We start from the raw sequence: 23,010 nt of genomic DNA on the forward strand, positions 1-23,010 counted from the left end.
TGACACCGAATCAAAGAAACACTAAAGCTCCATTTCTACTTCATGCCTTATTTTTATGAATAATGATTTTTCATGGCTGAATGAGCCAGATTTTTCTAGCGCATGCTGGCTTTTGTTGTAAGTTTCAACCAATTGATTTAATTCACTTTTTTTTGAAATTATTGCAGCTTTGTCTCTAATAGAAATTAATTGGCTGTCGCTTAACTTTATGGATTTCATTTGTGCAAAATCGGCAATTGTTTTTGATAGTTCAATTGGCTTATCAACGGTTGATGAAATAGCTCCTATATCATTTTTCATTAGTTGTTTTTGGATTTCTGCAACCCCTTTGCTTAAATGAATATCGTTCCAGTCCGTTTTTTCTTTCCCATGCAACCCATTGGGAAATACTGCTCTGGCACTTAAGTTATCTTGTTTAAAAGCATCAATTGATTTTTCGATAGCTTGTTGTGATTTAGCGAGTTCACCATCATTATCTCCTGCAATAACGACTTCCTTTTGATTGAATTTCTTGATGATTGGAATTAAGTTCTTCATGTTTGACACACCAAAAGAACATAATACTGTGGCTTTGCTGTCCGCAAGTGCTATAGATGCTCCCGTTTCAAAGCCTTCGGCGATATAAAGGCAAGAGCCTTGCATTCCTTTTTGAATAACGCCACAACTGCCTTCTATGATTCCTTTGGATAGCTTTGGATTGTCCATGAATTTATTTTTACTGGCAGTTTGCTTGTCCAGGTAAATTCGTTGAACCCCTGTCAGCTCATTTTTCTCATTTCTTGCTGCAATGATTAATGCTGGGATTTTATTGACTTTATCTTCCAATAATCCTTGTTCATTGCAGTTTTTCCATTGAGAGCCAGTTGGCCAGAAGCGTATATCCATTTTATCAATGGATTCTATACCTCGATGTTGTTTTAGATATTTTTCGGCTAGTGTTCCTTTTGCTGGGATAGAACCATCCCAGATGCTTTTTGCTGAAATTACTTTGTTCTTTTTTTCAAGATCACTTAATTTTTGTACCTCATTTTTACTTGGAGTGGGGGCTTTTATGAGCTTGGATGGCTCTTCTAATTGATTGATGCCTGCCATGGACACAGCTTGGGAGAGAGCTTCTTTAAAGGACAGGTTATCTCTTGCCATAATTGCTTGAATCGGTGCGCCGCCTATCCCGTCACTAAAATCATGCCATAAGCCTTTGTCCTTGCCTTTCAAGCTTACAATTAAGCCGCCAGAATAACGTAATTCTCTGGAGTTTTGTGTTTTTGGCTCACCCCAGATTGCTTTATAGGTGGTTGCAGGGTCGACCATCAAGGCTTCATTAACAATTCTTGCATCCAAAAATTGTGCAGATTTTTGGATTTTTTGTAAGGCCGGATTGGTTGATTGTAATGGTTTTGGAGCAACCATTTCTGGCTTAAAATCATAGTTGCTTTCTAATTCCTTATTAATTGCTTTTACGGACGACACATTCAAGGAATATTCTTGTAATGCTAATTGATACCCTTTGCCTTTTTCAATTTGCTTCATGTCACTAGAAAGGGATAACCAATTCTTTTTCCAAGCTGATATTTCTTTTGCAGAACTAGAGTTTGTGACACTAGGAAATTGAGTTGATAGTGTGTGTACGACTTCATTTAGCTCTTTAATTTCACGTAATTTTATTTGGTGGTTGCTAGCCTGGGCTAACAGCTTTTCTTTGTTGCCTTTTTCATAGGATAAAATTGAATCAAGGTACTTTGAGTCTTTTAGTTGATGAGCCAATGCATCACGTTTTGATGACTGAGTGATTGCTTCTGAAATCAGCTTGTTATTTTGCACCTTGCCATCGGCTTTATTAAGGTGAGCTTGCTGCCAAAGTTTGTATGCTTGAACGCTGGCTTTTTTGTAAGTCAGGAAGCATTGATAATCTTTTTTCTCAGAGGATGAAAGAGTAGAAAATCGTTCTTGTCTGTCGGTAACACGTAGATATTTACTAAGGATTTTGGTTTCAAGATTTGCTTCCTTTATGAAAGGATAGTGACCAGCGATATCATTTTTAATCTCATTAATTACTGCAAGACGTGCTTTAAAATTAGACTTATTTGCCGAAAATTGCTTGATATTTTCCCGATACTGATGCTTTTCTTTCTGTGTTGTTAGCTTTGCTAAATCCAGCTTGAAATAGGAGGCTATTTCAAGCATGGCTTTATTGTGCATCAATTTATGGGCTAACTCATTACGAGCAGTGATTAACTCAATAGATTTTGGATTATCCCCCTTCCCTTCACTGTTTTCAGCTTTTTTTAGACTTGTAGTCCAATTCTCTCTAAGCTCCAACTGTAACGCTTTATAGGCTTTGACATTATCGAATGCCAATCTTCCCTCGGCACTTAATCCATTGCGAAACAGCTTATCACTTTGCAAACGCGCATCTTTATGAATGGATAGCCACAACGATTCAGGCTTTTGGTTCAGTTCTTTTGCATGCGTTAAAACAAAAGAGTGTGATAACTTGGATTCTCTTTTAATTAAAGCTGCGAGTCGTTCTTTCTCTTCGCCTTGTGCGTTTAAATAGAGCGAAATATTGGTGCGTATTAAGTCCCTTGTTGCCTGCTTGCCAAGTGATTCCAGACGTAGCTGTGCTTTTTTAAATTCCTTGCCATACTCATGCTGTGGTAATCCAATCCGGTTTAGTTCTCCGATAGAAAAATGCTGTAAATAGGGTTTATAACGCTCCAGATCCCTACTAATTACAAAAGCTACTGCATTGCGTTTAGCAGACAGTTGTTGCAGAGCTTGTTTATTCTGATTTGAAATTCCATTATCCAACGATTGCGCGTTGATATGCTGACTTCGTTTAAGGATTTGTTGGTTTAAAGACACATACTGCCTAACAGTAGAAAAATCCTGGCGTTCTGCTTTGGGTAGTGAATGAAATAATTTTGAGGTTTGAAAACGCAGGGCTTCACGCCGATAGGTACTAACACCAAAACCCAAGCGTTCTTTGGCAAGGCGATACAGTTTAGGATCATTCACAATGGCAAACGCTATTTTTGTCGCTTTTCTATCTTGTCCTTGTTGTTTGCATTGAACATAGGTTTCTACTGTCTGTTCCAAGCCCTGCCAGTCTTGTTCTTTCGATAATTTTTTTTCAATGGCATTTTGTAAGACCATGCTGTTTTTGTGCTCTTTAAAACGTGCTTCATGTGCTTTTAGGACTTCTGAATCAACCATATCCATTGAGGAGTACTTATCGTTGTTATTGGTAGTAATGGCTTTGACCAGGTGATCTTTATCGTCCGTGACTACTATCATTTCCCAAATACCTCGTGTTGTTTCCACGTAATAGTTTTGGATGGTTGATGCAAATCGGTTTTGGCTTTCAATAAGTCCAAGACCTCTTTTTTTATCTTTGCCCTGGGTAGCATAGGTCGTGAGCACATAGCCATGATCAAGATGACGTAGTTCCTTTGCTCTGTGAGGTAAGTATAGGGTTTGATTGTCTTCTGTGGTGAGCTCTATTCCCTCTTTGGTGATTTGTTTGATGGTTGCCAATTCAGAATTGCGAATACCGTTGTGTTCAGAATTGCGTTTCCATTGGATTTGATCACCGGCCATTAGACTCAACTGTTCCTGCCGATATACTTCGACTGGACGTTCCAGATCTTTATTTTCTGTTTTAAATTCAGGTAGTGAGGACAGTTTGAATTTGATGGTTTGATCATTTTCGAGCTTAAGGAGCAGCGTATTCTTTTGCTTGTTTGCGTTAGTAACTTGCCCAACAGTTAAATAATCTCCTGCTTTGATGTTATACCGTTTGATACTATGATTAAAACGAATGACATCGTTTTGACTATAATAAGCTGCATTTCGGAGCTTAATTCCGGTTAAATTGCGTTCTTTTAATATGGGTTGCAGATGCTCCTGTCCAGTTAGAGTTCCTTCGTTAATTAGGGCGTTTCGTAAAATCTGCGTTATATCCTGGCGGTTCTTGTGCGTTGGCGCAAAGCATAGTGTGTTTTGCCGTTCTTCTGGTGTTAGAGATAACCACTTGCTTGAAATATACTCAACTCGCTTTAGATAAGTATCAAGCGTTTCAACATGGGTTAACTTATCAACTGCATCATAGATTTCACCTCTGCCAGCATGAATGGCCGATTCCCTCAATTCTGCGTCCTTCTGGCGAAGATTATCCGTCATAGCAACGGTTTTAATCCCATAATCCTGAACGACAGAGAATAATTTCCCGCTGGATGGTGATGGAAGTTGGGCTTTATCGCCAATGATCTTTAGCTGTGTATTAAATTGTTCTGCGAGTTTAATAATTTTATGACCTTGGGGATTAGACAACATCGAAGCTTCATCAATTACAAATATGGTTTTACTTAAGTCCTGTTTTTGATTTTGTAATTGGCCTAACTCCCTTGCAAAGGTTGTGGCATTCAAACCACCTTTATTACGCAGTTCATTGGCAGCGGATGAGCCTGCCGTAATACCGCGTATTGCATATCCATGAAGGAATGCCAGTTCTCGGGTTAAACGCAACATGGTGGTTTTGCCAGTTCCAGCATACCCTTGAATGGCAATAAATCGATCCGTTGAGGTTAAAAAGAGCGTCATGGCTTTTTTCTGTGAAGAAGATAAAGAAAACTGCATGTCTTGCTCTTTATCTTTTATAAAATCTCGAACCGTTTGTTTGGAACAAATTGCCCCAACTGCACCCTTACCATTTTCTATGCTTTGAATTGCTTCACTCTCCATAGTCAGTTGCCAAGGCGTTGTCAACAATGCTTTTTGAGTATAGGGATGCTTGGCTTCATATAGGTTTTGATTTTTAATATTTTCAGCAATCACTTTATCAATATATTTTTCATCAACTATGCTGTTACTGGCTATGACATGCTTAAGTGCTTCTTTTTTTAACTCTCTTTGTTCAAATACCGCCTGTTGTTGACTGACCGATTCAATGGCAACATACACAGCTTCCCTGGCATGATTCATTTCGATGTTCTCTTTGCCATAAAAGCGCTCCACGATTGCTTCTTTTACGGTTTGAAACACTTTTTTTTGCTGTTTATAGGTTGCCTCTACCAATTGATGAGGATCAAAATTCAATTCATGGCATTCTCTGATGATGTCTTCTTTCCACTGCTCATGATCAATAATTTCTTTATCAGGCTTTGTTTTTTGAGCCGCCAAGGATGAAGCTTTTGCACCAGTCCATCCCTTTTCATCGAGCATTGAATCTATCGAACTACGCCGTTTTGAAAAATGAGCTAAAACCTCATTAGGCACATCTTGAATTTCCCATAAACCATCGCCATCAGAAACCACTGTATAGCCTAACTCTTTGGTTAAGTTTGCTAATTTATTGCGAAATTTAAGCCCGCCATAAATATGATGCTTCATTATTTGCTCAACCACACCCCTATTAGCATCCATATCACTGGCAAGTGAGCGCCATTTCCCATCTGGGCACATTGTCATGTTTAAGCTAACCAAGTGCCCATGTGAATTTGGATCATTAGCACGAGAACTTGGTTGGCGAAACGCTGCAATCACAAAATTCTGAGTATCAATGTACTCAACTTTTCCATCAACTAATTGGCGTGCTTGGGAAAATTCTTCCTCCATTTGCTCAACAAACCATTCAAGGGCCTTATCAAATATATCACCCAGCCTTGGGTCAGCGCCGCTTTCAAGCAATATGGAAAAGGATTTAGGCGCAGTAATTGTCATATCAAAACCTGGGCGATGATGAATGCCGTCCTGATCAATTCGGCCAAGTTGGGTTCCATCAGGCAAGCTTCCTTTGAGAAGAGCCATCATTTGATCTTTTTCTAATGTTTGTCCGTGGATGCCAAGTACTTTGGCTCCGTCTCCTAACCAACGCACGCTTTTGGAATCGTTAGCATAATAATTAACAACATCAAGATAATAAGATGCCGCTCCTTCGGCACTTTTTAATGGCTGAATACTTAACATATTTCCTCCGCGACTTTGATTAAGCTGCTTTTATAGGAACTCAACATTCTCTTTTTCTTTTGTTTCAATTTTTACCGATTCTTTCTTTGGTGTTATTACCGCCACTAATGCCTCATCATGAGAGGCTGCCAGAAGAGGATCGCTGTAGGTGTCAACTAATTTTTCTATTTTTTGACGCAAGGGATCGGGATCAATGTCGCGCGCGATAAACTCTTCATGAATAAGTGGATAATCCACATAATCAAGCTTAACCTTTGCAGCAGGGAACTCCCCTTTGACGCGCAAATACCCTTGTAAGTCATTAACCACCTGGATTTGAGTTGGTAACACCAGTTGCTTTTCTTTAATCTGCCGAGATACAGAAATCCCATCGCGCATAGTGTTTGCCCCATAACTAACTGATTCATTCACTTCTTCAACTTCATAAGTACCAATATTACGAGAAGCATGCTCTGCATCAGTATGTTCAGGTAAGCGCAAAAATAAGCGGGTTGAACATAAGTTGGAAAGGGACGCAGCACCATCGTTACCATAGATAGTACGTAATTGGGATGCGCCGTGATGACCCAATAGGAAACAACCGCCAAATTTACGGCTTTCTGATTTAACTGCGGCTAAAAAAGGTAAAGCATGCAAAGTAGCTAACTCATCTAAAATAAACCAAACTCTTCGGTTATCATTGGGAGCTAAACTTAAGAGCTCTTTGGTAGCGGTATTAATCCAGGCTGATATTAATGGCCTAATCGTTGGATGTTTGCGCCCATCAGAACTGACAAACAAACAAGAGTTGCTTTGGTCATTCAAAATCCAGTCACGAATCGAAAATATGTCACCATCATCTTTCAAATACAACAAGGACTTTAAATAGGTGGCCATTACAGTTTTTACGTTTAACGCAGTTTTTTGTACTTTATCCGATACCAGTGATTCAGATTCAGTATGACGTAATAAATGATGGATACGGCCTAAATCTGCCGTGAGCAAATATTGCAATAACATAAGGTTGGAGCGATTGGAATCATTTTTTAGTTCATTGGCTGTAGATACAAAAATCATACGCGCGGCTTTGATCCAGAAAGGATCCATGGTGTTATTAATAGGCATTGGCATGATTGCCTCAGCCAGAGCTTCAAGATCAGCCTTATCTTCGCACTCTGCCCAGACATTCCAGGAATGGCCTCTGGTATCCAGAGGATTTAAAATTACATCCTGATTTTCGCGATAAAAACGGGATAAATAAGTCCCTCCCTTATCATAAATAATGGCACGTTCACCCCTATCTCGAATCGTTGTTAATAGATTACGAATAGCAACAGTTTTTCCAGAGCCTGTTGTACCCACTATTTGTATATGCTGAGTTTCAGAACCTAAAGGAAGTGACACCCGCCCAATCTTATAGGGAGAAATTCTTGTTGTTTTTTTAATACGTTTTTGTAAGGTTTCTTCATCAACTAGCTCACCACCACGAATGATTTTGGATTTACTTTGATTTTCTCCTCTTTTTTGTAGCCATTTAACCATAATAATCAACATCCCCATGGAGGCAAATAATGACTCCATCAGACTGTAAAATAGTGCTCGCTTTAGTTGATCTATAAATGTAATGACCATAGAGGCTTTTACAATTTGTGCCGAATACACCGGATAAGATTCACCTGTTGGCATACGTACTACTTGTTTCGCTTTGCTTTGTATTAGGACCATTGCTTGGGCTTTAACCCACACTTGACCTATATAACGCTGATAAGTACTGGTATTAAAATAAAAAGTCATCACTGTGAAAGCAAAAAAAACTATGATCATAGCAAGGCTAACTTTCTTACCTACTTGCGTGAACATGCGTACATTGTGTAAAAAGATTTGACCGCCGCGTATAAACAATTTTGTGGGATTTATAGCCATAATTGACTCCGAATCAGTATAAAAAGAGTGAAAATCACGCTAGAATAATAAAAAAGGAGGAAATTCAATGGAGAAGAACCATAAAGGGCAAGTGATAATTCGTTCAATTGATGAGCTATCCGCTGCTGAACAAAAACAAATTCGGTTGGCCTCCCTAGGAATAGGATCTCTTGTTCTTTTAATTGAAGTTTTAGCCTTCCTTGCTTTTGGAGCGTTTCCAAGTAATAGCGGCTCGTTATTTTTCTACTGCGCTGATTGGTTCTTGTTTGTGGCTGTGCCTTTAGCTTCGTATGGTCTTGGTTCTTCTTTTGGCTTTGTTTTAATGCTCTCTGACTTAGGCTACGCATTATCTTTGGGACATGGCGGATCTGATTCTTCGTCATTAAACCAGCCGTTTTCATCAAATGAATCACCCAGTTACCATCGTTCAAATAATTACGGCTCCCACGTGAGCATAAATCCAAGCTCAGGCCGTCCGATGTCGGGCAGCAGTGGTATGGATATCTCAGGAAATCCCTATGGTACGCGCTCCTGGTAGCCATCATTTTACGTCCTTGTTAGATTGAGCAACGATTACATCCTGCATCAGTTGGGAGCCATCTTGAACAATACCGCCTAAATTCTTAGAGATTTCTTTATTGGAGCGAACAAAATCTTTGTCAACTGCTGTAACTGATTCTTTGCTAACGTTACCTACATTGATGTTCTGGGTTCTCTTATTCAAAGTATTGGAATAATCATTAAGCGCATGATCTACGCCCTCATTACCTCTAATATGATTTTTAAAAACATTATTTTTTTGTTGCACCTGATGTTCATTAATAGGATGATTTTTTTGAAATTGGTTAATCGTTTGCTCTGTCTTTTCAGTAACAAATTGTCGAGCATAAGACTGCGCTAATTCAGGATCATGACGAATCAGCCATTCTGCTTGCTGTAACCCAATAGTGCCCTGACTATTAGGAGCACGATGATGTGATAACCAATCAATAAAACCTGTTTGCGCATCAAGATTAATCGACGCTGTTTGCTCACTGGATCTAGTTGCTTGTCGCTGATAACTCTCTGATTCAGAAAAACTTGCCATAGCCTCATCACGATAATTCATGGATTTATCATAGCCTGCTGAAAAATTGTTAGCCAAGCGTCCACTAAAATCATCGGATGCACGAAAATGCTCATCTTTAGTAGCTTGTCGTGCCTCATTAACTACAGCAGTAAAATGATGTTCATCACTAAAACGGCGTGCTTCATTCATCAAGCGTGCATCTTGATGGGAGTTTGATTTATCCCATTCGCGGCGTAAATTTCCTCCCAACTCAACATTTCCTTTTAACCCAGGAACAGCAGAGCCAGTCCCCAAACCACCTGAACCACCAAAATTAATACTGGCGGCACTTAATACTTTTGTGGCCTCATCCCGAGAAATATTATGATCGTGAGCAAAAGTATCAATAAGATTAGAAATCTTTGATGCCGCTTGATTAAAACCTGCTGAAGTAGATATTTGATATCCTTGTCCACTTTGTTCGTTATGTGATTGTGTTTCACCTAATTCTGCTAAGCTTCGAAGCGATGCAGCATATTGCTGTGATGAAGCAATTGATTTATTAAATCCAGCACTCTTGGCGTTGTCTGATAATTCAGTAAACGCAGAGCGCGTGCTTTCGCCTAGTTGAATATTAAGTGGGGTATGTGAAGTCGCAGTTGCCATGGTCAATGTTTCACTGCCATCCCTTGATAGCCTTGCAATCGAGCCACTATCAAGACTGGTTTCTATGCCACCTAACGATACTCTTGCATTTTGATCATTATGAAAAGAGCTGTTGTTAAACCCATGATGGTTGCCAAAACTAGTATTACCATAACTGTAATTACCCATTTGTGCTTCTTCAGCCGCAGAGGATGCGGCATTTTGAACAACACCTGTAGGTTGTTGCGCAACCGAAACAAAGCTACCCACTTGTCGACTGATTAACATATAACTCAAGGTAGTAGTCGCTAAGACTAAATATCCACCTAAAGCCGCCATATTTTCGTAGACTTGATTCATTCCTGTTTGATACATCAGGGTAGTCACTCCTGTTGAGACAAAAGATAATGAAAACTGAGCCAAAATGGTCATGATATAGTTAATTACTGTAAACATCGGTGCCCACAAGGCAAGCCAAACATAAAGTGTTGCGTAAAATTGGAAAAATGTAATGCCGCAGGGAAAAGGGAAAAAGAACAAAACGAAAATAAAACATCCTATGACGATGCAAAACAAAAGACTCTGCAACATAGGCAACCAATAAGCGGACATCAATCCAATATTACTTAATGCCGCGGGAATTTTGTCTTGCGAACGACTTGCTGAAAAACTGTCAATGGCCGCTTTGGAGTTTACACGAGCGCCCATAGAAAACACGCCATCTCGAATAGCATTGGCCATCATATTTTGCCGAATCAGTGCTGCTGCATCACTGGACATGGCCGTTAAATGATTGTAAGCCTGTGGGAGATACTTTTCAAAATTGGCCAAGGCATCTGAATGATTACCAAAAGCAAAGCCTGCGTACTTGGATTTAGCGTCTTCAATGACGCTATTCCACGCGCCATCCAATAAGGCAGCTGCTTCCACACAGGATCTAAACTGTCCATCGTAAATAAATCCACGCGCAACCGAAGCATTCGATTTAACCAATTCCCAAATATCTCTTGCCTGGTTAATGTCTTTTAAACTATATCGACCATACATCACATCATAGAAGACGCATTGCTGCATGAATTTTTGCATGTTTGAATTAAATACGGGATCGGTAATTTTAATATTGCTCGCTGATAAAAAGAGCTTCGCACCCATGATCATGCCTGTTTGACTGTAATCCATGTCGTTAGGTGAATGAAAGAAGAATTCAAAAAGCTGCGTTATTTTATCGCTTAACTGACTGCTCAAGCCCCCAACAACACCCAGAACCAAGGGAACATTATCAACAGTTAAATCTGGGCGCAGTGGGTCAGTTCTGTCGTGGATTTGTAGGTTACAGGTAGGCGTGAGGATAAAGGAGATAACAAAAGCATATTTTAAGATAAAGAAAAACATGTTACGAATGTCACGCTTTACAATAAATTGGCCAACTGTCCAAACACCACCAATAATTAGTGCAGTTCTAAAAATTCCTAATATTCCATCATAGTGAAACATAGCGGCTGTGGCGTTATAAAATGCTTTAATCAACTCACCACCGGTAATTGTATAAATTTGCATCGTAACAGCCATCGCATTTACCTCAACTGATTGGCCCAACTCAAAGATTGAGTGAGCTCTGATGAAAATTCACCGACCAACATTTGCTCGATGGTTTGGGTTTCCTGGATCATTTGCATTGCCATGCTCATACGCTGATGCGCTGTGCCTTCCATTTGCGTGAGATCTTGACGAGCTTGGGTAAGATCGGATTGAAACTCTTTCATGATTGCTTCTGGATATTGCAGAGTGCCTGCTGCCTGTTTGATGAGTTGCAGGTTTTCATTCAAATATTGAAACAAAATATCAATGGCAATGGCCTCTGAATATCGAGTGGTGTCTATTACCGTACTATCTTTCATAAAGGCAAGTTGCACGCTGACCATTTTCATAACCGGATATTGGGTAGACTCTATCAATCCTTTTACGGCTTCACTTTGCTCCACATTGTCTTTAATATGACTTGCCATATCCAAGATAAGGTCACGAACTTTTGACTCTAAACCATGACTCATATCAATGGTTTTACTGGTTAAAGTTGGTTGTAAGCATTTGACCTTTTCATCACATTGATAGACTCTCACCTCGCCACCACGTAAAAGTGCACTGATTAAATTATTGTTACTCACTAAGGAAGCCAGGCGTTGGACATGTACTCCTTCTGCATCACGAGTAAGAATTAGGGTGCCTGATAAAGTCATCATGAGCTGGGCTAATTCGGTGTCGTCTGCAAATAGACCGTTTTTCTTTAATGCATTCCATGCCACATTAGTATTGTCAACTACTTGCTCATTGCTACTGTTTTCATTAATTACCCGGTCGTAATCGTAATTGCTGGAACCTTTACCACACCCTTGCCGCGCCTCTGCCCAATCAGAAAAAAGATTCTTGGATTGACCGATGGATTGGCAGGCATGCTGTTGTGCCTGGCGGGTACGAGGCCATAAACCAAGCACTGCACTCTCAGACATCTGGCATGAGTTCATCCCTGATTGATTCACCCAAGTAGCTACATTTTGCAATTTAGTGGCTACATTACCTAAAAGTGGTGTGGCTTGCTCTAAGGCCAACTGGAAAGCTAATCCTTGTGAGTTGTTCAATATATTTTTGGTGAAATCGACAAACTCTTTACCCTTGATGTGGGAAAATCCGCCAAAGGTAGCATCAATACCCCCGCAGCCTGCGGATACTTTAGGCCAGTTCAAACGCATGATTTGTAGATTACGTACACTACTTCTGGCATACAAATTACCACCCGTATAAAAACCGGCACGCTGTGCCTGATAAGCATGAGGCTCTGTTACATTAGCGCCCATATTGAGGGCTTTAAAATAGCTTGTTAAATCATCTCCTATTGATTTAGCGTGACTAACACTAATGGCGCTCATCAGAGCCCATGACAGAATAATTTTTTTCATTGAGCCACCTCTTCGCCAAGTGTCTGACTCATCTTCAGTAGACGATTAATCAATTCACCTTCATCAATATTGCCCTCGGTTACAAGCCGTGCTAATTGATCCTTTGGGTTAATCAAGAAGAGAGAAGGAAAAACGCTGACTTGAAATACCTTGGTTTGCCCTTCATCCATTACCGCATCAGGAAATGATGATAAAAAACCGCCATCAACCGAAATTGCAACTACGCTAAAGCCATATTGCTGACTTACACGTTTTAGTGTCGGTGCAAAACGCTGGCAATGAGGGCAGCTCGAACTGTAAAAGAAGAAAAATCCTTGTTGTTTAGCAAGCGTATGAAGTGGTGTATCAGCACGATTTGCATACACACAGGACGCAAATAACATCACTAACACTATTAAAACCGCTGATTTATTGCGCATTGTATTCCCCTGATTGAAAAGCATTGGTTGCCATTAATATGTTTTCTTTCAGTTCCGATTGACTGATCAGACCATAGGCAACTGGCATAGTTTTTTTAGAAACTGGGTTAAGAGCAAATACGGCAGGAATATGTTTTACACCCATTTGATTCGCCTCACCTGAGTCCACCCGGGAATTAGGAAGTAATGGAGAGAAATGATCAGTCATGGCAATAGGAATGACGGTCATGTGATAACTGTTAGCAAAGTCACTCACAACTTCCGCCATGCGCTCGCTGAAGGGTTCTCCACCTTTATAGAAATACAGCAATCCCGATGTCTGGCTAATTTGAACAATCACTCTTTCTTTTTGCATGCTGTTTTGCTGGTTGTAAATATCACGTGCTGTACTGCCACTCGGATTAACAAGACTTTCATCCTGATCAGGATTTATTAACAAGTCGAGCATCCATTTTTCAGAAAAAAGATTAGCCTGCGCCACAATCAAACGTTGCAGTCGTCTTGCCCTAGCTATATTTGCAGTAGTTGGATTTAAAATAGCTTGTGCACGAGCGCGCTGCACTCGCTCGCCAATTAATTTCCATGTTTTATCAGGATCTGCTGATTTATTTATAAGTGGGGATGTCACCTGTGCTTTCTTTTTAGGAAGTACCTTTGGATCCTTATGCCAATACCAACCTTCTTCATGCTCGTTAAGATAGGGTTGTTCGGCATAGAGAAAGGGGCTGACACTAATCAAAAAGACAAAAAACCACTTAGCCATTAATATCTCCCTGGTTATAAAATTCATTAAGGCGCTTACTTACTCCATTGGCTGTTTGTCCATAATCAGGTTTTTTAAGCTTGTTTTTTACCTCGTCGTAAAATTCAGAAAAATTAATCGATTCAAAATGAATTAATTGCATTTGTTCTGGCGTAATCCCCGAGCAATTAGAATGCTTCCCTTGGCCAAAACTTATATGTAATTGATTCCGCCGTCCTTGCTCTTGAACAATGCGGGCTAATTTTGATTGAAAGACACAGTAGGTTTCATGGGTATCGGTACATACGGAACCACCAGGAAATTTTCTGCGTTTATAACAATACTGGCCTGTTGGAACAACCAGCTTGTTTTCTCGGGCTTTACCCAATTTTTTCTCACTATCGCTACAATGGGCCAGTTCCAAATCAACACCCCACCCAGAATCACTGCAGCAATTTTTATATCTGAGCATTACTTTGGAGCATTCAAGCTTCTGCCCTTTAAAAATAAAATTGGCATTTCCATCAAAATCTTTCGATGCATCCGATACTGCTGACAATGAAGACATGGCTTTTTTGAAATCATCTTCATTGGCAGGACTGTATTCATGTGTTGCACAATCACCCTCCAAACAAAATGCACCCTCGCCACAGAGTAATTGATTCTCGGTGCATTGGTTTTGTGGGCATTGATAGGTTTGCTGGTAGGTTTTGCAACGACCACCTTCCTCCTTTAAACAGATTGAAGCAGTTTGCTCACATCCTTCATTTATAATGCCATCACAAGTGTTCTGGCCCTCATCACCACACTTATAGGTTGCTCGCTCTTTCCAGCAAGGACGGGTAAACGGAACGTCTCCAATAACCCGTGTTTGATTGGGCTCTGTGCAGGTTAAGGGTTCTGTGATGTGGCATAATCCTTCTTGTTCCTTATTTTTTAAATGCTGGCACTGATTATCCCAATTCTCTTTGCTTTGATAGATTTCTACCGTCATCGTCACGGAGTGAACATAAGGAATCGTGCAATGTCCATATCGACACTTTCCTACAGACAGTGTTAAAGAGGGATTGGCGCAGGTAGCAGTTTGTTCCACTACGACCAAACCCTTTGTATCCACAATGCTTACCTTAACCATGGCACAATGATCAGGTAATTTAATCGCAGGAACCGTTACTTGATCTTTATAAATCGTATAGCAAGGATTTTTTCCCTGCTGGCAAGTATCCGTTTGAGAAAAATGAACTGAGACCTTAAAAGGTTTGCTACTCCTTCCTTTTTTTTGCAGAGATAAAGTATAACTTTCCGTTTTGTAAGGTGAGAGTTCCAAACGCAGAATTCTGGCACAATGCAGTGTTCCTAATCCTTTGCTAGTCAGACATTTTTTTTCCTGCCAAGAATAGTGGCACTCTTTGGGCTTTAAAGAACAGGTGGTTTTATCAGTATGTTGACCACGTATAATTGCATCCCCATTTTCTGCGATTTGATTCAGTTTTTGCATAGATGCGGAAGCTGGATTTACTTGATACAACGGTCGGTGATTGAAGCTTTCGCTAACTGCTTTCCCTGATTCATTATCAACAACGACTGTTTGTGAATCCGTTTCAAGGCCTGTATTTTCCTGAGTGACTCCACTGTAATAATGTTCCTGCGGTAGATTTGCTTGATAACCAGGGAATTTATTAAGATCGAGCTCTTTCAACAGGTCAATGGATTGATTCTCATGGCTTGTTCCTGTCTGGGCGCCTTCTTTATAGGCCTGCTTCAGATCAAGCGCATTGACTTGTGAGCTTAATATCAAAAAAATATAAATGATGCATTTCATCTGACTTGCTCTCCTTTTAACAGAAGAATCATTTGATGTAACGCAGGATCCTCCATGGCTTGTTCGCTATCCATTTTTTCCAAGGCGTAATCCAGAGATACATCACCATAAAGTTTGTCGTAATCAACTGGCTTACAATCCATATTGGCAGGACAAAGAGGCACGTCTTTGACATAAACCACAGCAGGAACCGCAGTTATTTCAAAAGTTTTAAAAAGAATCGGATCCAGTTGCATTCCAATCCCAGTTTTCTGACTTAACGCTTGGAGAACAGTCATCGTTTCTTTAAACGAATTATGAATCAACCCACGAATTACAGGAATTGCCCCACTTCGTTTGCATTGTAAAAGCCAGGCTTGCAGACTTCTTTCAGGCATCGAAAACGATAAAAACACAAGAACCTGACCGACTTTTTTCAAATGAGTGGCTATAGGCTCTTGTGTTTTAGGGGCTTGACGCATCTCATTAGTAAACTCAGCGATTTGTCCTGATTTCTCTGAGGCTTCAAGGTTTTTACTAATTTGTTTTACTTCTTGAGTAAAGGCATTGGCGCGATCTCTAGCATTTGATTCAACTGAGGCAATATATGCTTCATCCGCTGCAAAGACCGATGCTGAAAACAAGAATAATACAACTAATAATGTGGGGTTCATCACAGCTCCTATCATTAAAGGGCGCAACAGTTGCGCTTACGCCAAATCAGATACCCAAAATCTTCACCCTTAAATGGGTATTCATGACCTGCCTCCCATAGGCTCGTAGCACGACCCAATGGATAACAGGCGTGAGTAGTTGGCAAAGGATTAACCATCTGATACCGGTAACGTGATTTGGGTAAAATAGGGGAATAATGAGTATGACAAATGGATTTTGTACTGCTTGTCGAATCATCAAGCCCTACTGTATCTTCCAGTAGTCCTTGGCGATGCAACTTGTAATTCATACGTTCAGATAGCAGCACTGAGGCCTGAACTCCGCCAACGTGTTCTTGCACATGTCCTGTTAAGGGATACATACTTCCTTGAGCTCCCGCACACCAAAAGAGTTTATCTATGGCACTGCCCAATAAGGCGGTACTTGCATCGGCAGCGCAGGCTGCTTGTGCGAGTAAACTGCCAAATAATACTGCTTCCGGATTGATGATAAAACCCAGCTCATCGTCGTTCCACATCACATCTAATTCACTGGGATAAGCAATATCAAAATCGACTTTTTCAACACAAATGCCATCGGTTAATACATTAAGCCAATACATCAATGGAAATTTGTACCAATGCACATGATAAAAGGATTGATTGGACAAATTGCTGTCGGTTTCCACCGTGCCCTTGCGATAATACTTACCAAAATTTAAGGAGATTCCTCCTAAATTAACTAAACAAAAAGGAGTACGGGTAACATCAACTAAGTTGACAGGCTCCCAGTACCCAATCGTTAATCCCAGACGTGGGATAGGATTTCCTGGGCATTCGCAAACAGGCAACTTAGGATTTTTAGTGTCTGGTAAATGATTCGAAGAAATGAGGTTTATTTGTCCTAAACTTAAGGGGAACAAACACGACCAACACACATCGGTGATGGGATTAACAAAACGACCGTGGCACGAGCCTGCTTCTGTTACTCCGGTAATAATAAAAGCAAGGAACATAAAAAGGGACTTCATATACTCACCTCATTAATTAGTAGACGCTTCCCTGCTTGCACAATCCTTACCGGCAAATGCCTTATTTGAAATTTGGTGACCAAAAACCCATTTAAATCAAAATAAATAGCCTGTTTAAACTGGTTAGCAACATCCTTTACAGAGCCTGCAATGAGGATTAGTTTGACTTTTTGATGCTGTTTTAATTCTTGAACAACCCATGACACTTGCGTTTCATCATCACCATCAAAAAAAATAAGTGTGCTGCTTAAGCCTATTCTATCCAACGGGTTAATTACTGTGCCTTGTTTAACAATTACCACCCCGCGACTGTCTTTCACATCGTAAGGCACTGTAAGAGATGGATTAAAAAACCACGTTTTATCTACCACTGCCCTGGGTAAGTGTGTAGGTGTTGGACGCGCCAAATGTTCCTTTACCCGTTTTTTAAATTCAGACTGAACCGTCTTCCACTCACCACTGGCCTGCATACCTGCCATTTTTTTCTGGATGTACTCTAAAAAGTCCATTTCAGCTATTACGAAGGTCTTTCCTAATACGCCAAAATCCTTCGCGCTAACCAAAGGTAGATAAAACAGGCAGATAATTAATAGAAGCGCTCTCACGATTTAGACTCCAAACCCACCCTATCCATCAGAACAGTTGTATAATCAGGGCTACCTTTAATCACGGCCTCTCTTGGGACTAAAATCAGTGATTTGGAACGCGATAAGTCGTTCAAGGCCTGCTCCAAACGGTGAGAAAAATCTTTGATTGCCAACTCCTTTTCAGGAGTTGAATGATTTTTTTGTGCCTCTTTTTTGATGAATTCAGAGGTAATTGCCAGAATATCAACGGTTGCAATCTCTGATTTCCTCAAAGCACTATAAAAAATCCCATTAACTAAGATGCTAGTGAAGAGTGCAGTAAGTAACGCTACTTTAGTTGTCTTAAACATAACCGTAGACCTCCTGAGCAACCTTGGAAATGGCATCAGCTAATGGCAAACCTGTTGCCATTAATCGTTTCAAAGCCTCTACTTCAGGGCCACGTGTAGTGTTTAGCACGCGTGAAAATGGATCAACAATCAAACGATGCACTGTTGAATTTTCTTCACACATCATTAAAAATTCAGAGTATTCATTAGTTATTTTAAGGCTTCGGATTAAACGCTCACCATAAGCATCCAGCTGATTACTCGTTTTTAAAGTATCAATCGTACTTTTTGAGGCACCTAAAAAGATTTTATAATAGGCATTGTCGTAACACATTTTGGCAGTTGGATTGTTGTCATAATCATCTAAGCCATGGGTCACAGTAATAAAATTACCACCGTATTTAGGCGCTCGCCGATAGCCCTCGTTCACAAAATTAGCACTGCCGCCCGTGCCATTGTCTGAAAGTAATTCGTAGGATTCATCAATCAAGCAACTTTTGGGAATGTGCTTTGGCGTGTAATACATCGCATTAGTGATTTGATACATTAAGATTTTCAATACAATGCGTTGTAAGTCCTTATTTCCATCAAGACCACCCAACTCCAAAATGACTAAATTTCTTTTAAAATCCAATGAACAGGGCGGCTCAAAATAATTGCCATAACGACCATTTTTAGTATAGCTGTACAACAGCCGCCCAATATTTTGAGAAATAGGATCGTGACTCGCTTCTAAGTGATGAGCAATAAGAGTGATTGTTGTAGCATTGTGATGTTGTCGCCACATTGCCTCAATGGCTTTCTCAATATGACTTCGTTCTTCATCACTGACGTTACCGGATGGTCTTGCCATCATACCAACGAGCTGAATTAATTGATTGTGAACGTCTTTAAATGCGGTGTCATTTTTGGCTTGTACATCAATTGTTGAAAAGAGGTTTAGGCTAATTTCGGTGTCATGATTAAAATCAATGAGCTGTCCGTTCAACATCTCACAAGATTTTGCGTAGGAACCGCCCACATCAATAATATAAACAAAGCCGCCCTGGGATAACAGACTTTGAATGTAGTCATTCATTAAGAAGGATTTTCCTTTTCCAGGAGGGGCAACAATGGCGACATTGTAGTTTCTGACTACGTTGTCAAAAAAATAAATAGCGGTAAATTGCCCCCGTCTTTGTGGATAGACTTGAGCGAACCGTCCTGCACCTTTCCATTCTCCCTGGATAGGTAATAAGTTAACCGTATTAAAACTGGTTAAAGGCCTTACCCTCCCAAATGATTTGTAATCATCAAACATCCCTTCAGCGGGTGCAAAGGGCATAGATGCCAGAAGTGTTTGTAACTGCAAGCCAGTTGGCGTGCGTAAATCAAATTGATTGCCACGAAATACATCCTTAGCGCGTCGTACATCTCGACGGACATTAGCAGGGGTTGTAAACAATAAGACGTTATAATAGGAGTCAACCAAAGAATCATCGCTGCTGAGTCGCTCTCTTAACTCCTCAATTTCTGCGTATTTTTTATTAAAGTTCTTGACCCACTTGGCAATAAAGGGCTGTTTGGCATTTTGACCTTCATCGGCATACTTGGCATCTAATGCTGCCATCACCTTGTCTTTATCTTTAATTCGTACTGCAAAACTAAAAAGAAAAGGACAGCTTATTTGCAATGAGGCATTAAACAATTTTCCAAACAAATCACCCATTTGCCATTGCATAGGAGATTTAGGGTATTGCCTGACGGACAAGCATTTAATCACGCGGGTATCTTCTTCGCGCTCAATCTCTATTTGATTCGACGTAACTCGCATGCTCGCTTCAATATCAGTAAGTTGGAAGCGAATTTCAGTATTTGCATCATAATTAGTTTTTTCTTCATATAAACTCTCGGTTGGAAAGAGCCATTCACGCTTTAAGCTAATTACTTGTTCCACAGAGAGTTCCTTACACATAATGTTGACTGACTTTAGATTATTGCTAATGTCTTCGCGCAAACTACCAAGCAACAAACGGTCGTCTTCTATAGATTTTCGTGGAATCGAAATACATAGAAAAAGTCGGAAATCACGCAAAACAAAATTACTTTCTTTAGTTAATGAGCCATACACCCCTTTGCGATAAAATTCAGCTCTTCGGTGTGCCAGGGCTTTTAAAACCTCACTGCCTTGATTGCGTTGATGTTCCATTTCATCAATCATGTGGCCAATTTTAGGCGATGCCCAAAACAAAGCATGAAAACAACTTTCCGGTGGCAAAATATCCGTTAATATACTGGTAAGAATAGTCACAGTTTCTTCACTGGCACCGATTAGTGTCGAGCATTCAAACATCATATGAGAGGCTTGTTTGTAAGGATAAATATCAGCTTCTGCATCGTAGACCTCATCTGGTAAATAAGGTGCCAAGCAATAGGTATCCAATAGCGCTTCAATTTGTTTTTTATGATGCGCATCCGTCATGCCAAGCTCTTCTCGCAATGTTTCCAGTAGTGAGCCTGTCGCATGACTTAAAATAGTGCGGGTATTTCTGACTGCAAGACTCGCTTTTTTTAGTGTAGACAACATAATGGCTCTCCTTATTTTGAAGCCAATTGTGACTGCTGCATCCACTGTCCTTCCTTCACCACGCTATAAACCCGATTAGCTTGATGATAATTGCCATCAGTGTCTTCATAAGGAGCTATCCAAAGAGGCATCACCCCTTCTCCATAACGCACAGGCTGACCAGGTCGCCCATCCATCACCAAAGGATTTCGACTGGGGGTTACTGCCAAGGATTTGCCCTTTCCATTCACCATGTCATAAACCTCGTCCATTCGTTTGCACGAACCTCCGTTGGGAGCTGGGCAATCAAAGTCCTCATTCAATTTGGCGCAACCCGTCAAAACAACACATGGCAATAGTAATAAAATAATTAGGTTGTTCATGTTCTCTATGTCCTTAAAAAGAGTGGTTTTTATAGAAAAATTGATTTGCTGCTTTTTCTTCAGCAGTTTCAGATTCAGAAGGCGATTCAGTATTTTGGCTTTCTTCTGGCTGTTCAGGTGCATTAGTGTCTGTTCCTCCATCAAGCCAAAAACCTTTAAGGAACGTTACATCTACCGTTACCAATGGAGGCAATTGAATAATTGGGTGATACATTTCTGCGCGCTTGATATTGTACTGCGCGTACATTTTTGATGCCCCAGAACCACCACTAGAAACAGCTGCCAGAGGAATTTTTCCAGGTTGAATCGTTGCCACACTTCCAAGAGCTGAGGTACTGTAATCAGTGGAGTATTGCTGGCCAATATTGCCCATGCTTTCCCAGAAATTACCCCAAAATGCCTTTTTCACCATAGGCTCATCGCGCCATACTGCACGTCCACGAATTCCATTTTTCGAATCTGAAATGATGCCCGTAACCTGGATATCAAGATTAGTACCATTAGAATGAATGCAACTTAACCGTTCAGTACGAAACTTTCCCCGCTCACTGGAAATATCACCAATTACTGAGGCACTTACCATACAGCCTTTAAGAGGTGTCCTGTATTTGTTCGGCATAATTCCATCCTCAACTATTTGAAATATCATAATGTCGGGATTGGCCTGGCTTAAAACGCCTGCGGATGCATCAGCCCCTTGTAAAACGACTGCTTTAGCAAAGGTATTGGAAAACACATAATTACTGGGTGTTTTAATTCTAGGCTTGGATTTTTTACTAAGCTTTGCTGTGTATTGAATAAATCCTGAGTCTATCTCTATGGAATTGCTCGCTGCCGCTTCATCTGCTTGGGGTAATAATCCATTTTGTAGCCCATTGTTTTTCGATGCTTCGTTTACTGGAGTAGTTCGTTCCATCTGTAACTTAACTATTTGGTGCTTTAGTTCAGAAAGCGTTGCTCTCAGTTCTGAAAGTTCATCTTTTTGCGAGCTAATGAGCTTACCTTGCTTATCTTTTTCATCACCTAATGCCTTAATGTTTTTATCAAGAAGTTCTGATTTTGCAAGTTCAGTGCGCCAGGCATTTTGTGTTTTTTCAATCCAATGAGATTCATTAGTGCTCGAAGAGATTGGACTAGCCAAACTATGTTTTTTATAAGCAGGTTTATCAACCTCTTTAGGTTTGGCAGTCTTGTTTCCTAATAAGGCAAAGCAGGCAATTACTAACACGATAACACCGATAACAACGCCTAAAAGGATCTGTTGCTGTTTTTTAAGTTGAATAGACATATTAGCTAATCCTGTACAATCGAGTAGTTTCAAACGGTGCTAAATGGGTTTTGGCAAGCGCCACCCCTTTGGTTCCAGGCCAATTAAACCAGGACTCTCTAGCATCAATAGGCTGATTAGTTACGTTCTTTATTTCAAAAATCTCACCTTGCATGCGATTGCCTTTAACCGTCAATAAACGTGTTAGCTGTGTTTTTTGTGCTTTATAGACCGTAGGCTTTTTGGGTATTATTTGGATAAAACCTTCTGGCAAATATCCATTCACAAGCGCTCGTAAAAAACCAACCATCACCTTTTCATAACTTGATGTATGTGGTGCCCGGGCACGAATTACAGGATTTTTATAGGATTTAAAAACGATTGTTTGTGAAGCAATGGGTTTGGGCTCTACACGCACGTTGTAAAAAAAGCCTTTTTCAGTCAGCAAATTAATAGTAAACGCTCGCGTGTGGTATGGCGGCGATGGCAAAAAAGTAAGAATGCCCGTCGTATCATCAATTAGTTTGCAATTTGCTTTTCCATTGCATGCATCAACCAGGGTGTTGCCAGGCGCTTTTATTTGCTGAATGCGATCATCTTCTAACATGAGATTATTGGGTTCTTTAATTGAGGCATTAATAAAAATATCTTCATAATTTCTGACTGTTTTTATTTGCGCTCCTTCTGCTGTCGCTATGAATAAGCCCAAGCTGAATATCATTGCCATTTGTTTCATG

Annotated in this window: 16 protein-coding genes; 1 reads left to right on the top strand and 15 read right to left on the bottom strand. The window is 40.3% G+C overall.

Annotated features, from left to right (window positions below):
• Positions 1-21: 21 nt before the first annotated feature.
• Positions 22-5,967 carry a conjugative transfer relaxase/helicase TraI gene (traI, locus tag LOX96_RS01815; protein WP_058387877.1) on the bottom strand — a complete coding sequence of 1,982 codons (5,946 nt, stop codon included), beginning with the start codon at positions 5,965-5,967 and terminating at the stop codon, positions 22-24.
• A gap of 30 nt (positions 5,968-5,997) precedes the next feature.
• Positions 5,998-7,869 (bottom strand): type IV conjugative transfer system coupling protein TraD, encoded by a 1,872-nt coding sequence (gene traD / locus LOX96_RS01820; RefSeq protein ID WP_237761315.1) that lies wholly within the window; start codon positions 7,867-7,869, stop codon positions 5,998-6,000.
• Between the two features lie 67 nt (positions 7,870-7,936).
• Between traD and LOX96_RS01825 the strand changes: the two genes are divergently transcribed.
• On the top strand, positions 7,937-8,407 hold the full coding sequence (locus LOX96_RS01825) for a hypothetical protein (RefSeq protein ID WP_058387879.1): 471 nt from the start codon (positions 7,937-7,939) through the stop codon (positions 8,405-8,407).
• A gap of 3 nt (positions 8,408-8,410) precedes the next feature.
• Here the strand turns inward: LOX96_RS01825 and LOX96_RS01830 are convergent, their stop codons facing one another.
• Genes LOX96_RS01830 through traK form a run of 13 tightly spaced genes read right to left on the bottom strand, consistent with a single transcriptional unit; the run spans position 8,411 to position 23,009 of the window.
• Complete coding sequence (locus LOX96_RS01830) at positions 8,411-11,119, bottom strand: conjugal transfer protein TraG N-terminal domain-containing protein (RefSeq protein WP_250456340.1); 2,709 nt, start codon at positions 11,117-11,119, stop codon at positions 8,411-8,413.
• Between the two features lie 17 nt (positions 11,120-11,136).
• Entirely contained in the window at positions 11,137-12,516 is a 1,380-nt protein-coding gene (locus tag LOX96_RS01835) for a conjugal transfer protein TraH (protein WP_250420760.1), read from the bottom strand.
• A complete protein-coding gene (gene traF / locus LOX96_RS01840; protein WP_058387881.1) occupies positions 12,513-12,935 on the bottom strand; it encodes a conjugal transfer protein TraF in 423 nt (140 codons plus the stop codon). Before traF (LOX96_RS01840) ends, LOX96_RS01835 begins: the two co-directional genes overlap by 4 nt.
• Entirely contained in the window at positions 12,925-13,698 is a 774-nt protein-coding gene (gene traF, locus LOX96_RS01845; protein ID WP_058387882.1) for a type-F conjugative transfer system pilin assembly protein TraF, read from the bottom strand. The genes traF (LOX96_RS01840) and traF (LOX96_RS01845) overlap by 11 nt, the downstream gene beginning before the upstream one ends.
• Positions 13,691-15,499 carry a type-F conjugative transfer system mating-pair stabilization protein TraN gene (gene traN / locus LOX96_RS01850; RefSeq protein ID WP_058387883.1) on the bottom strand — a complete coding sequence of 603 codons (1,809 nt, stop codon included), beginning with the start codon at positions 15,497-15,499 and terminating at the stop codon, positions 13,691-13,693. Before traN ends, traF (LOX96_RS01845) begins: the two co-directional genes overlap by 8 nt.
• Complete coding sequence (trbC, locus tag LOX96_RS01855; RefSeq protein WP_237761318.1) at positions 15,496-16,152, bottom strand: type-F conjugative transfer system pilin assembly protein TrbC; 657 nt, start codon at positions 16,150-16,152, stop codon at positions 15,496-15,498. The genes traN and trbC overlap by 4 nt, the downstream gene beginning before the upstream one ends.
• Positions 16,153-16,166: 14 nt before the next feature.
• Positions 16,167-17,162, bottom strand: a complete 996-nt coding sequence (traU, locus tag LOX96_RS01860; protein ID WP_058387885.1) for a conjugal transfer pilus assembly protein TraU — start codon at positions 17,160-17,162, stop codon at positions 16,167-16,169.
• A complete protein-coding gene (traW, locus tag LOX96_RS01865; RefSeq protein WP_058387886.1) occupies positions 17,159-17,767 on the bottom strand; it encodes a type-F conjugative transfer system protein TraW in 609 nt (202 codons plus the stop codon). Before traW ends, traU begins: the two co-directional genes overlap by 4 nt.
• Positions 17,764-18,099 (bottom strand): TrbI F-type domain-containing protein, encoded by a 336-nt coding sequence (locus LOX96_RS01870; protein ID WP_058387887.1) that lies wholly within the window; start codon positions 18,097-18,099, stop codon positions 17,764-17,766. The genes traW and LOX96_RS01870 overlap by 4 nt, the downstream gene beginning before the upstream one ends.
• Positions 18,092-20,644, bottom strand: coding sequence for a type IV secretion system protein TraC (gene traC / locus LOX96_RS01875; RefSeq protein WP_058387888.1), 2,553 nt, complete (start codon positions 20,642-20,644; stop codon positions 18,092-18,094). The genes LOX96_RS01870 and traC overlap by 8 nt, the downstream gene beginning before the upstream one ends.
• 11 nt (positions 20,645-20,655) lie before the next feature.
• Positions 20,656-21,006: a type IV conjugative transfer system lipoprotein TraV gene (traV, locus tag LOX96_RS01880; protein ID WP_058387889.1), complete on the bottom strand. Its 351-nt coding sequence runs from the start codon at positions 21,004-21,006 to the stop codon at positions 20,656-20,658.
• Positions 21,007-21,019: 13 nt separating this feature from the next.
• Positions 21,020-22,294 carry a TraB/VirB10 family protein gene (locus tag LOX96_RS01885; protein WP_058387890.1) on the bottom strand — a complete coding sequence of 425 codons (1,275 nt, stop codon included), beginning with the start codon at positions 22,292-22,294 and terminating at the stop codon, positions 21,020-21,022.
• Position 22,295: 1 nt separating this feature from the next.
• Positions 22,296-23,009, bottom strand: coding sequence for a type-F conjugative transfer system secretin TraK (traK, locus tag LOX96_RS01890; protein ID WP_058387891.1), 714 nt, complete (start codon positions 23,007-23,009; stop codon positions 22,296-22,298).
• Position 23,010 lies beyond the last annotated feature (1 nt).

This window comes from Legionella maioricensis, assembly GCF_023618015.1.
Classification (GTDB): Bacteria; Pseudomonadota; Gammaproteobacteria; order Legionellales; family Legionellaceae; genus Legionella; species Legionella maioricensis.